The sequence below is a fragment of the Oleiphilus sp. HI0066 genome (assembly GCF_001635725.1).
Window position 1 is genome coordinate 91,553 of record NZ_LWFH01000446.1, and the last position, 13,127, is coordinate 104,679.

Sequence of the window (13,127 nt, forward strand, 5' to 3'; positions counted from 1 at the left end):
TGAATTAGATATCTAAAAGAATACGTGCTGGATCTTCGATCAACTCTTTGATCGTTACCAAGAATTGCACAGCTTCCTTACCATCGATCATTCTATGATCGTAGCTAAGTGCTAGATACATCATTGGCAGTATCACAACTTCACCGTTGACCGCCATAGGACGTTCTTGGATTTTGTGCATACCCAAAATCGCAGTCTGCGGTGGATTAAGAATAGGCGTTGACATTAACGACCCAAACACACCGCCATTAGAGATAGTGAACGTGCCACCTGTCATCTCCTCGATCGTTAACTTGCCATCGCGAGCCTTACCACCAAATTCCTTAATCGAAGATTCAATTTTCGCTAGGCTCATAGTGTCCGCATCACGGAGAATTGGTACAACCAAACCTTTCTCTGTTGATACAGCAACACCAATGTCTTGATAGCCATGGTAAACAATGTCATTACCGTCTATCGAAGCGTTCACTGCAGGGAATCGTTTGAGTGCTTCAGCCGCGGCCTTCACAAACAAAGACATAAACCCTAGCTTCGTTCCGTTGTGTGTTTTCTCAAATAGATCTTTATACTGCTTTCGCAAATCCATTAACGGCTTCATGTTGACCTCGTTGAAAGTCGTCAACATTGCTGTATTTTGGCTAGCATCAAGCAAGCGACGTGCAATACTTGCTCTCAAACGCGTCATTGGTACGCGTTTTTCTGGGCGTTCACCAACAAACTGTGGCGAATCAGGCGCTGCTGCAACTGGAGCAGATGCAGGCGCTGCAGCAGGCTTTTCACTCAGATATTTCACGATATCTTCTTTTGTAATACGACCGTCTTTACCTGTTGCAGCAACACGAGATACATCAACATTATTCTCGTCGACAAGTTTTCGCGCTGCAGGGCTCATGATTACATCGCCAGATGCAGCTGCTGCATCTTCAGCGACTTGCGCAGCAGGTTCTGCCGCTGGTGCAGGTTCGGAACCAGCTACACCGGCTTCAAATTTACCAATCAATTCACCAGAGAGAACAACATCGCCCTCTCCTTTAACGATTTCTGAAACAACACCATCTTCAGGTGCTACGACTTCTAGTACTACTTTATCTGTTTCAATATCGACGATTAACTCGTCTCGAGAAACTTGTTCTCCAGGCTGCTTGTGCCACGTAGCGATGGTGCCATCTGCTACAGATTCTGGGAAGGTTGGCGCTTTGATTTCTATAGACATTTCCAATCCTTAAAATTTATTCGTTATCGAAAGCTTGTTTAACAAGGGCTGCCTGTTCCTCGACATGAACAGAGGTATAACCTGCTGCTGGTGAGGCTGAACCTTCACGCCCGGCATAACGCAAATAGACTTTTTCAGTGACTTCTTTTAGAGCTCCGCGCATTCGATGCTGAGTTGGATACCAAGCACCTTGGTTTTGTGGTTCTTCCTGACACCAAACGACATCTTTTAGCTTCGGATATTCGTTGAATACGGAAACTAAGTCGTCGTGAGGGAATGGATAGAGCTGCTCAATACGAACAATCGCTGTATCTGCGATCTCATTATTACGACGATAATCAAGTAAGTCGTAATAAACTTTACCGCTACACAAAATAACCGACGTCACTTTCCTAGGGTTAAGGTCTTCAACTTCTCCGATGACCGTCTGGAATGTTCCATTGCTCAAATCATCAAGCGTAGAAATCGCTTCCTTATGACGCAGTAAGCTTTTTGGAGTAATCGCGACCAAAGGCTTACGCAAAGGACGTTTAACCTGACGACGCAACATATGAAATACCTGCGCAGGCGTTGTTGGAACACATACTTGAATATTGTGCTGCGCACAAAGCTGCAAGTATCGCTCGAGACGAGCTGAACTGTGCTCCGGCCCTTGACCTTCATAGCCATGAGGTAGAAGCATGGTTAATCCACACAAACGTCCCCACTTCTGTTCACCACTTGTAATGAACTGATCGATCACTACCTGAGCACCATTCGCAAAGTCGCCAAATTGAGCTTCCCAAATCACTAGCGCATTTGGATTAGTTGTGGAATAGCCGTATTCAAAAGCAAGAACAGCTTCTTCTGATAGCAAAGAATCATATATCTCTAAACGAGGCTGATCTTCACTCAAATTTGCCAATGGAATATAAGCCGAACCATCTTTCTGATTATGAAGTACGGCGTGTCGGTGTGAAAACGTCCCTCGACCTACATCTTGACCCGTAATACGAATGTCATGTCCTTCATTTAACAATGTTGCATAAGCCATCGTTTCGCCGTATCCCCAGTTAAGAGGCAAGGCGCCTTGGTCCATCTTCTTACGATCTTCGATAATTTTTTGCACCTGACGCTGAATAGGAAGACCATCAGGTGTAGACTGCAATTTCTTTCCGAGCTTCTGTATTGTCTTAAGAGCAACACCCGTTTTCGCACGAGCGGTCCACTCGTGCCCCAAATAAGGCGCCCAATCAACATGCATCTTAGAGGTAGGCTCCAATACCAAACTGCGAGTTACATGCTCGCCGTTATCTAGTGCCGCTCTATAGTCATCCTCAAGTTTTTTGCTTTGCTCCGCAGTAATAAACCCAAGTTCGACAAGCTTGCTCGAATAAATGGTGCGAGTAGTTGGCAATTTTTTAATTATGTCATACATCAAAGGCTGAGTACCTGAAGGTTCGTCAGCTTCGTTATGACCACGACGGCGATAACAAACCAAGTCAATCACAACATCGCTTTTAAACTCATTGCGATAATCAAGCGCAACTTGAGTTGCGAACAATACTGCCTCTGGATCATCGCCGTTAACATGCAGTATTGGAGCATGAATCATCTTAGCAACGTCAGTACAGTATTCAGTTGATCGCGCATCGACACGTTTGTTAGTAGTAAAGCCAACCTGGTTATTGATTACGATATGAATCGAGCCGCCAGTCTTGTATCCACGCGTCTGAGACATCTGAAATGTCTCCATCACCACGCCTTGACCGGAAAACGCAGCATCGCCGTGCATAATAATCGGCAACACACTATTACCAACAGCATCTTCGCGACGATTTTGTCTTGCCCGAACCGAGCCCTCAACCACAGGAGATACAATCTCAAGGTGAGAAGGATTAAATGACAAGGCTAAGTGTGCCTCACCACCCGGAGTCATAACGTTAGATGAGAAACCTTGGTGATATTTCACGTCACCCGAGCTATCAATCAACTTCTTGCCATCAAACTCGTCGAAAAGGTCTTTGGGGTTTTTACCGAGAGTATTAACCAGTACATTAAGACGACCACGGTGAGCCATGCCAATAACGATCTCTTTCGCGCCATAACCACCGGCACGTTGGATCAACTCATCGACAAGAGGAATTAAGCTTTCCCCGCCTTCTAAGCCAAATCGTTTTGTCCCCGGATAACGAGAACCAAGATATTTCTCTAAACCTTCGGCAGCGGTAAGACGCTCTAAAAGATGAAAGCGCGTATCTCTTTCATATTCAGGCTTACCTTGTACGGATTCCAATCGCGCGTGAAACCATGCGCGCACCTTTGTATCAACGATGTGCATATATTCAGCACCAATTGAAGAACAATAGGTTTGTTTTAACCCTGAGACAATGTCTCTCAGTGGTAAGGTTTCAGGACCAAAAGCCAAACTACCTGTTTGAAACTCTGTATCTAAATCCGCTTCACTCAATCCATGATAAGAGAGATCTAAATCTTCAACATTCTCACGCTCCATTAACCCCAAAGGATCAAGCGACGCCGCTTGATGCCCACGAATTCGATAAGCACTAATCAGCTGAAGCACTTTAACTTGCTTCGCATCATGCTCTGACACTGCGCTTGCAGGAGTTGCAGAGCTAGCTGTTAACGCTTTGTTTTTTGAAATATGGAGAAATTGCTCGCGTACCGTAGAATGCGGTACGTCTTTGGCTGAATAGCCATCGACACGAGGAAGTTGATCAAAATAAGAACGCCACTCTTCTGGCACACTATTGGGATCGCTTAGATAAGAGTCATAAAGTTGTTCAACATAAACTAAATTGCCACCGGCCAGATGGGATGTCTGCCAGAGTAGCGCCATGTTGTTGTCTTGCATTAAATATTCGCCTTGTTAGCATCAAATGCGGACCGAGTTTTCCTTAAAAGCAATGAACACAAGCACGAAAAAGCGATTGCGAAACTTCCTTGGTTTGGGGGGATAACCCCGTCCCGGTATTTGAACACACCTTTGCCGCCTTTTAAGCAGCAAACTGCTCTAAAACTGCCCTTCACGTTATTGGGATAGCAAATAACAAAAAGGAGCAATAGATCCCGTTTAGTATAGCGACTTTTACATTAATTTGAGAAATATTTACCTACTTTTAAGCAAAAAAAAGCCGCTTAACAAAGCGGCTTTTAATTTGCTGCTCAACAAGTGAACAATTAAGTAGAACGCTGCAACAACATTCCACGAATATGACCGATTGCGCGTGTCGGATTTAATCCCTTAGGACAAACGTTCACACAGTTCATAATGCCACGGCAACGGAAGACACTAAACGGGTCATCCAAGTCTGCCAATCGCTCTTGTGTAGCCGTATCACGAGAATCAGCTAAGAACCGATAAGCCTGCAAAAGACCTGAAGGTCCAACAAACTTATCAGGGTTCCACCAGAAAGAAGGACAAGCAGTTGAACAACATGCACACAAGATACATTCGTATAGACCGTCTAGTTTCTCGCGCTCCTCAGGAGTTTGTAGACGCTCAATAGCTGGAGCCGGCGTATCATTAATCAAGAACGGCTTAATTTTCTCGTACTGCTTGTAGAACATAGACATGTCCACAACCAAGTCACGGATAACTGGAAGCCCAGGAAGCGGACGAATAACCAACTTCCCTTTCTTAACAACATCCGATAACGGCGTAATACAAGCAAGTCCATTTTTACCATTCATGTTTAAACCGTCAGACCCGCAAACACCCTCACGGCACGAGCGACGATATGCAACAGATGAATCTTTCGCCTTCACAAGGTGAAGCACATCAAGAACCATCAAGTCTTTACCCTCAGGAATCACGACCTCGATGTCTTCCATGTAAGGAACCTGATCTTTCTCAGGATTGTAGCGATAAATACTAACTAACATTGATAACTCCTAGTATGAGCGAACTTTCGGAGGGAAAGCCTCTACCGTTTTCGGCGCAAAGTTCACGTCACGCTTTGTCAATTCCTTGGTCACTGGGTTAAAGATGGAATGCTTCAACCAGTTCTCATCATCACGCTCAGTAAAGTCATTACGAGCGTGCGCACCACGACTCTCTTTACGACCTTCAGCACTCACTGCCGTAGCAACTGCCACTTCGTAAAGGTTATCAAGCTCAAGCGCTTCAATACGCGCAGTATTGAAAGCTTGACTCTTATCTTCAAGATGTACGTTCTTCAAACGCTCTCCGATCTCTTCAAGCATTTTCAGACCTTTCTGCATGCTTTCACCTTCACGGAATACACCAAAGTAAAGCTGCATCGTACGCTGCAAATCTTCTTTAACAGCAACCGTACTCTCACCAGAAGTAGAGCTATTCAAGCGATTAACTCGAGATAATGCCTGCTCAACATCGGACTCACTAGCCTCGTCATGAACAAGACCTTCGCGAATAGATTTCTCAATTTGTAGGCCCGCTGCGCGTCCAAATACGACCAAGTCAAGCAGCGAGTTACCACCAAGACGGTTCGCACCATGAACAGATACACAAGCAGCCTCACCACAAGCGTATAAACCTTCTATGATTTGATCGTTACCGTTTGAGTCCTGCATGATCGCTTCACCACCAATGTTAGTAGGGATACCACCCATCATGTAGTGACAAGTTGGAACAACAGGAACCGGCGCTTTCACTGGATCAACGTGCGCAAATGTCTTCGACAATTCACAAATACCAGGAAGGCGCAAATTCAAGGTCTCTTCACCCAGGTGATCAAGCTTAAGAAGAACGTGGTCTTTCTTCGGACCACAGCCACGACCTTCAAGAATCTCCATTACCATAGAGCGCGCAACAACATCGCGTCCAGCAAGGTCTTTAGCATTCGGCGCATAACGTTCCATGAAACGCTCACCTTCACTGTTAATCAAGTAACCGCCTTCACCACGACAACCTTCAGTAACGAGAGTACCCGCGCCATAAATACCAGTCGGGTGGAACTGCCACATTTCCATGTCTTGACCATGGAAGCCTGCACGCAATGCCATACCCATGCCATCACCAGTATTGATCAATGCATTCGTAGTCGATTCATAAATACGACCAGCACCGCCTGTCGCCATGACAGTCGCTTTCGCTTTGATATATACCGTCTCACCAGTTTCGATACAGATAGCGATAACGCCTACAACAGCACCTTTCTGGTTCTTAACCAAATCTACCGCATACCATTCATTAAGGAATGTCGTTCCACCTTTCAAGTTACCTTGATAAAGCGCATGCAACAAAGCGTGACCAGTACGGTCAGCCGCTGCGCAAGTACGTGCCGCTTGAGTTGGGTTGTCAGGCCCTTTTGATTGACCGCCAAACGGACGCTGGTAAATACGACCTTCTTCTGTTCGAGAGAAAGGAAGTCCCATATGATCAAGCTCGAAAACCGCTTGAGGGCCAACTGAACACATGTACTCAATCGCGTCTTGGTCACCGATGTAATCAGACCCTTTAACAGTGTCATACATATGCCAACGCCAATCATCGTTTGGGTCCGCACTTGCAATAGCGCAAGTGATACCACCTTGAGCAGAAACCGTGTGCGAACGCGTAGGGAATACTTTAGTGATACAAGCAGTCTTAACGCCAGATTCTGTCAACTGTAGCGCTGCGCGCATACCAGAACCGCCGCCACCGATAACGATCGCATCGTAATTTAATGTTCTTAATCCTGCCATGTTAAATCACCCCCACAGAATCTGAATGCCCCAAACAACGTAGGCAAACAACACTACGCCGAAAAAGGCTTGAAAGCTCAAACGAACCGCTGTCGAACGCATGTAGTCCGTCGACACAGTCCACAACCCAACCCACGCATGAGCACCAATACAAAGAAGCGCAAGCAAAGAGAAAATACGCATCGCAGTGCACGCAAACAAGCCGCTCCATTGCTCATAAGTAAGCTCAGGGTTATAAATCAGATAACCCAAAATAAATACTGTATAGGCAGCCAAAACGACTGCAGTAAAACGCTGAATGATCCAATCGGAAAGACCGTTACGACCAAAACTAGTAACACTAGCTACCATATCCAAACCCCCGCCAGAACGATTAGAACCACTGAAAGAACGATTGTGATCTGTGCGCCGAGCTCACCGCCCTCGATCGTTTCGCCAACACCGAGATCCATAATTAAGTGCTTCACACCAGCAACCAAGTGATAAAGCAACGCCGATACAACACCCCAAATGATGAATTTAACCAAGGCATTATCGAAAAGCGCCTTCGCTTCAGCGAAGCCTTGCTCACTACTCAGTGACAAATCCAACCCATACATTAAAAACACCAAGCCAACAAACAACATAACACCAGTGATACGGTGCGCGATTGAAGTTAAAGCAGGCAAAGGGAATTTAAACTGAGTCAAGTCAAGATTGACTGGTCTTTTATTCTCCACGGCTATCTTCTCTCTTTTAATAAATCGATGATGAACACATCATGTTCAATAACGAACTTATAGAAAACGCAGATCACAAAGTTCGCTTATATTTTTTAAAATGGCGAAATCAAAACGCTAAGAAAAACAAAGCTCTGACGTCGGCGCGAGGATTATATTGATGGGTTAAAACAAACACAACCAAACGCACATTTTATCGTTATTCAGCCTAGTTATACCGACTGCAATTGACAATCCTGCCCAACACCCTATAGTGGTTCGCCTTAGCATTTACGCTAGCTATGCTTTCGCTTCACTAGTGCAAATCTTAGAAAGGATAGACGATCAGATCGAAACTCGCTTTGGCGATCATAAAAAACACGGTCACCTTAATACTGACAATACAAAACGCCGCTATGCCAACCGCATTTCGGGGTAGATTCAAGCAATAGGAGAAAACAATGACTGATAAGAAAGCTCAGTTATTGGTAGATGGCAAAACCATCGACTTACCAATGTACTCAGGTACTGTTGGACCAGACGTAATAGACGTACGAAGCCTCGTATCTGAAGGCTTGTTCACTTACGACCCAGGCTTTGTATCCACTGCGGCTTGCGAATCAGCCATTACATATATCGACGGCGGTAAAGGTGTTCTTTTACACCGCGGCTACGCAATCGACGATCTTGCTGAAAATTCTGACTATCTAGAGTTATGCCACCTTCTTCTTCACGGAGAGCTGCCAACTAAAGAAGAAAGTGAAGCTTTCCGCGCCACAGTTCGCAACCACACCATGGTTCACGACCAAGTAAATCAGTTCTTCCGTGGTTTCCGTCGTGATGCACACCCAATGGCTATTATGTGTGGTGTCGTTGGAGCATTATCTGCTTTTTACCATGACTCAATGGACATTACTGAAGCACAAGATCGTGAGATCGCCGGCTTCCGCCTAATCGCGAAAATGCCAACAATTGCCGCAATGTGTTACAAGTACTCGATTGGCCAGCCATTCATGTACCCGAACAATGATTTGGGTTATGCAGAGAACTTCCTGCACATGATGTTCAGCACTCCTGCTGGCGATGTTAAATTTGATCCAGCAATTGTTCGCGCAATGGATCGTATTTTCATGCTTCATGCTGACCACGAACAAAACGCATCAACATCAACAGTTCGTCTTGCGGGTTCTACCGGAGCAAATCCATTCGCATGTATTGCGTCTGGTATTGCAGCACTTTGGGGTCCTGCACACGGCGGCGCAAACGAAGCTGTGTTGAGCATGCTCAACGAAATTGGCGACGTTGCAAACATTGACGAATTCGTTGCTAAAGCAAAAGACAAGAATGATCCATTCCGTCTTATGGGCTTCGGTCACCGCGTCTATAAGAACTTTGACCCACGCGCTAAAGTTATGCGCGAAACATGCGAAGAAGTTCTGTCTGTACTAGGCCTAGAGAACGACCCACTTCTCAAGATTGCGAAGCGACTAGAGCAAATTGCTCTTGAAGACGAATACTTCATCGCTCGTAAGTTATACCCGAATGTAGACTTCTACTCAGGCATTATCCTTAAAGCAATCGGTATCCCTGAGTCGATGTTCACAGTGATCTTCGCAATGTCTCGTACAATTGGTTGGTTTGCTCACTGGAATGAAATGGTCAGCGAGAACTACCGAATTGGTCGCCCTCGTCAGCTTTACAAAGGCTACGACAAGCGTGACTATCCTGCGTAACAAGCGGGCACAAAAAAACCGCTCAATTAGCGGTTTTTTTGTGCCCAATCAAAATCAATTAAAGACTTAAAGCCCGCGCAATTCGATCCCTACTAATACGAAGCACTTCTTTACGATCGACATTAAGAGCATCAATTGGCTCTAAAAATTCTATCGAGGCATAGACTTTCTTCTGACTTAAAATACGAACCAAGGTCTCGCCGAAACTGTCATCACCAGCGTAAGCCGCTTCTCGCATCGTATTCCCCGACTTATCAAAATAACGAAGCGCTATTGGTTGAACCTGACAACCAACTCGAACAGCTGACTCAACAAACATCCCATAAAAAGGCAACAAATGAGATCCATCGGAGGTTGTTGACTCTGGGAAAACGATGACCGATCTACCCGAGCGAAGCTTGTCCTCTAACTTTGGAATACTGCGATAGGCCTGAAACTTGTTACTTCTATCAACATACACAGACCCCATACGCCGCGTAAATGTACCTATGAATGGCCAGTCTTCAACATCATGACGAGAAACAAAAGCAAGAGGCTCAGCATGATTCAAAATAACCGTATCAACCCATGACACATGGTTTGCCAAAAACAAGTTACCTTGCGCTAAGGGCGTACCTTTCACTTCTAACTCAACATTAAGAGAGCGCACCAAATCCTTCACCCAATATCGGAAAGGCGCATAATCATTAAGCTCTTTGTCTTCGATTTTAGAAGCTCGAGGAAAGCGATGAATCGACTCTATTACCGTTGCGCCCCCCAAAATATTCAAGCCTAATCGCGCACAGCGTGGGGGAACAAGAAGTTTTGACATCATAGTTTCAATCTAATTATTTGGCTTTAGGCGGCTCATCTCTGGTGAATACCCATGTATCTCCTTCACTAAGCTCCGTGTTAAACCTATAACCCTCATAGTCAAAGCCCTTTAATAACTCTACATCGGTAATATTCTTATCCGCTGCATATCGGACCATTAAGCCACGTGCTTTCTTGGCATAGAAGCTAACAATTTTGTATGCACCGTTTTTAAGATCCTTAAACACTGGCGTAATAATCCGCGCGTTTAGTTCTTTCTTATCTACTGCCTTAAAGTATTCATTTGACGCCAAATTTATAACCAAGCGCTCGGAATCACTTAAGTCTTCATTTAGGAGATTAGAGATCTCCGCCCCCCAGAATTTGTATAAATTCGGGCCACGATCATTCTGAAATTTAATGCCCATTTCTAGCCGATAGGCCTGCATTAAATCTAAGGGACGCAATAAACCATAAAGTCCAGACAATATCCGCACTTGGCTCTGTAAATACTCAACCTGTGGACCAGACATCGTCTCTACGTTTACCCCTGTATAGACATCACCTTTAAAGGCATAGACAGCTTGCTTTGAATTTTGAAGACTGAACGGTTGAGACCATGCAGCAAAGCGCTCAACATTTAATTCAGCAATAGTGTCACTGACGCCCATCAATGCCTTTACATCTGCTGCAGATAAATTTTTAGCGCCTTCAATTAGCTCCGCTGAATGATCAAGCATTCTTGGAGTCGTAAAATCATCCGTCAATGCAGCATTTTCGTAATCAAGCGTCTTAGCGGGTGACAATAAAAACAACATTCAACTCTTCCTCGTTCGTACACAATAATGCTCGAAGCTATGTCGAGCATTCTCTTAAAAAGTTATACAAGCCTTCAGGATCAAAAGGCCAATCCAATTCTTTCTTGGTATCCGAGTCAATAATTACGGGAATTCTATTACCGTAGACCTCTACCAAAGCAGCACTTGAAGCAATATCCAAATTTTCAACATTTAACTGAAAGTCATGCACCTTCATCATTTCATTAAATTGCTCAACTACATCAACGGCTAATTCACATAGATGACATGCAGTTGTGCCTAACAGTTCAACTTTTCGAACATTCATTATATTTATTTATCAATATCTTACAGATGTTTATTAATAAAAATTCTAGATAATTAAGTTGGAACTTTCTTCAATACACAGCATAATCTCGCCCACTTTTATAATGGCGCGATGCATATCCGTCTAACCCAACATCTATTATATAAGCAGTGACATTATGTGGTTTAAAAATCTTTTCTTCTACCGTTTTACTAAACCCGTACCTTTCGACTTAGATGAGCTAGAATCTCGTCTATCAGAGGGAACATTCAAGCCTTGCGATAACCAAGAAGCCATGCGCTTAGGGTGGGCTAGCCCAATCGATCAAGAAGGCGCTCCTTTTGTACACGTTTGCGACAAGTACTGGATGATCTGCTTAAAAAAACAAGAGCGCATACTGCCAAGTTCAGTCGTCACTGAACAAGTTAATATCAAAGCGGCTGAGATTGAAGCAGCACAACATCGTAAAGTTACGCGCAAAGAAAAAAGCGAACTAAAAGAACTTGTCACTCAAGAACTTTTACCAAGATCGTTTACAAAAACAGTTCGACACTATGCTTATATTTGTCCGAAAGACGGGTACATGGTGTTAAACACATCGTCTGCAAAGCTGGCTGATGAACTAACTAGCCATCTTCGCAATGCCATGGGGTCTCTGCCAATCAGGGTACCAACATTAAATACAGCTCCCGCTGCATTAATGACGGCATGGCTATCTGAGGACGACCTTCCTCCTTCGGGATTCGTTTTAAATGAAGAGTCTGAACTTGTTACAGGCGGTGAAGAAAAAGCGACCGTTAAATATAAAGGAATGGCAATCGGCAAAGACCAATTGGACCAAAACAAAGCTCTAGGCTTTCAAGTCAAAAAACAAGCCTTTACCTGGGAAGAAAAATTGAGTTTCGTACTCTCTGACGATTTTGGCGTAAAGCGCGTAAAATTCTTGGATATGATGCAAGACAAGCTCGACGACACACAAGCCGAGGGTGCGGCGGAAAAATTTGATGCCGGTTTTGCGATCATGGCACTTGAGGTTGACCGCTTACTGCCAGCACTACTTAATGCATTTGGCGGAGAAGATACTAGCGCCCTAATCACAGACGATGAATCTGCAGCTTAAAGCCACACTAAAGCTTACCAATAGGAGGTTAAGGCCTTAGGTCTTAACCTCTGCAAGTCATCGACCTTTTTGGTAGAAAAATATTTTCATTCCCTCCCCTTGGAATCCCAAAAAAAGATCTCATATGTATTATTAAGAGAGACGCCAATAGGGTTTTTCTTAACATAACGCCTAAACAAGGGCACAGATAACGCCGTCAGGGTTATCGATATATTTATTGCTCAACGAGGATAAAACTATGAGATCTATCGACCTTTCACCACTATACAGAACTGCAATTGGCTACGATCACGTACTTAACTTGCTAGAAAGCGCAAGTAGAGGCGATTCGAAAAATACTGGCTACCCGCCCTACAACATTGAAGTAATCGAATCCGACAAATATCAAATTACACTCGCAGTTGCTGGTTTCTCAAAGAACGAAATTCAGATCACAAGCGAGCGCAATAAGCTCAATATTAAAGGAAAGCATGTTGCAGACCACAAAGAACGAAAGTTCCTACATCAAGGTATTGCTGGTCGTGACTTCGAACGCACCTTCGAACTCGCTGAACATGTTCGCGTCGTCGGCGCAGATCTCGAAAATGGCCTTCTAAAGGTTGATCTTGTCAAAGAGATTCCTGAAGCGATGAAGCCTAAGAAAATCGAAATTGGAACTCAAATTATCGACGCTTAAATTCATTTTCTAGACCTTCTTAAAGAGCGGCAATTAGCCGCTCGTTTTGCATAGACATATCAAAAATGTAATTTTAGAAACCGGCCTATCCACTTTATTTTGAACTATTAACCCATATATCCGT

Annotated in this window: 12 protein-coding genes; 3 read left to right on the forward strand and 9 right to left on the reverse strand. The window is 44.3% G+C overall.

Annotation, left to right across the window (positions count from 1 at the left end; translation table 11 throughout):
• Positions 1-4: 4 nt before the first annotated feature.
• From odhB to sdhC, 6 genes are all read right to left on the reverse strand, one after another.
• Positions 5-1,213, reverse strand: coding sequence for a 2-oxoglutarate dehydrogenase complex dihydrolipoyllysine-residue succinyltransferase (gene odhB / locus A3738_RS06315; RefSeq protein ID WP_068482154.1), 1,209 nt, complete (start codon positions 1,211-1,213; stop codon positions 5-7).
• 16 nt (positions 1,214-1,229) lie between these two features.
• Positions 1,230-4,067: a 2-oxoglutarate dehydrogenase E1 component gene (locus A3738_RS06320; protein WP_068482150.1), complete on the reverse strand. Its 2,838-nt coding sequence runs from the start codon at positions 4,065-4,067 to the stop codon at positions 1,230-1,232.
• Positions 4,068-4,393: 326 nt separating this feature from the next.
• A complete protein-coding gene (locus A3738_RS06325; RefSeq protein WP_068482148.1) occupies positions 4,394-5,098 on the reverse strand; it encodes a succinate dehydrogenase iron-sulfur subunit in 705 nt (234 codons plus the stop codon).
• 9 nt (positions 5,099-5,107) lie between these two features.
• Positions 5,108-6,880, reverse strand: coding sequence for a succinate dehydrogenase flavoprotein subunit (sdhA, locus tag A3738_RS06330; protein WP_068482145.1), 1,773 nt, complete (start codon positions 6,878-6,880; stop codon positions 5,108-5,110).
• A 6-nt stretch (positions 6,881-6,886) separates the two neighbouring features.
• Entirely contained in the window at positions 6,887-7,231 is a 345-nt protein-coding gene (gene sdhD / locus A3738_RS06335) for a succinate dehydrogenase, hydrophobic membrane anchor protein (RefSeq protein ID WP_068473757.1), read from the reverse strand.
• Complete coding sequence (sdhC, locus tag A3738_RS06340; protein ID WP_068482142.1) at positions 7,225-7,599, reverse strand: succinate dehydrogenase, cytochrome b556 subunit; 375 nt, start codon at positions 7,597-7,599, stop codon at positions 7,225-7,227. The genes sdhD and sdhC overlap by 7 nt, the downstream gene beginning before the upstream one ends.
• Before the next feature lie 440 nt (positions 7,600-8,039).
• Between sdhC and gltA the strand changes: the two genes are divergently transcribed.
• Complete coding sequence (gene gltA, locus A3738_RS06345; protein ID WP_068482138.1) at positions 8,040-9,311, forward strand: citrate synthase; 1,272 nt, start codon at positions 8,040-8,042, stop codon at positions 9,309-9,311.
• Positions 9,312-9,369: 58 nt separating this feature from the next.
• Here the strand turns inward: gltA and A3738_RS06350 are convergent, their stop codons facing one another.
• The 3 genes from A3738_RS06350 to A3738_RS06360 are packed head-to-tail and all read right to left on the reverse strand — an operon-like array spanning position 9,370 to position 11,228.
• Positions 9,370-10,125, reverse strand: a complete 756-nt coding sequence (locus A3738_RS06350) for a 1-acyl-sn-glycerol-3-phosphate acyltransferase (protein WP_068475697.1) — start codon at positions 10,123-10,125, stop codon at positions 9,370-9,372.
• Positions 10,126-10,138: 13 nt separating this feature from the next.
• Positions 10,139-10,921: a peroxide stress protein YaaA gene (yaaA, locus tag A3738_RS06355; RefSeq protein WP_068482135.1), complete on the reverse strand. Its 783-nt coding sequence runs from the start codon at positions 10,919-10,921 to the stop codon at positions 10,139-10,141.
• 37 nt (positions 10,922-10,958) lie between these two features.
• A complete protein-coding gene (locus tag A3738_RS06360; protein WP_068482132.1) occupies positions 10,959-11,228 on the reverse strand; it encodes a glutaredoxin family protein in 270 nt (89 codons plus the stop codon).
• A gap of 157 nt (positions 11,229-11,385) precedes the next feature.
• Here A3738_RS06360 and A3738_RS06365 point away from each other — a divergent pair, with 157 nt between their 5' ends.
• Both A3738_RS06365 and A3738_RS06370 read left to right on the forward strand, forming a co-directional pair.
• Complete coding sequence (locus A3738_RS06365; RefSeq protein WP_068482128.1) at positions 11,386-12,327, forward strand: recombination-associated protein RdgC; 942 nt, start codon at positions 11,386-11,388, stop codon at positions 12,325-12,327.
• Positions 12,328-12,565: 238 nt separating this feature from the next.
• Positions 12,566-13,003 carry an Hsp20 family protein gene (locus A3738_RS06370; protein WP_068482125.1) on the forward strand — a complete coding sequence of 146 codons (438 nt, stop codon included), beginning with the start codon at positions 12,566-12,568 and terminating at the stop codon, positions 13,001-13,003.
• The last annotated feature ends 124 nt before the right edge of the window (positions 13,004-13,127 follow it).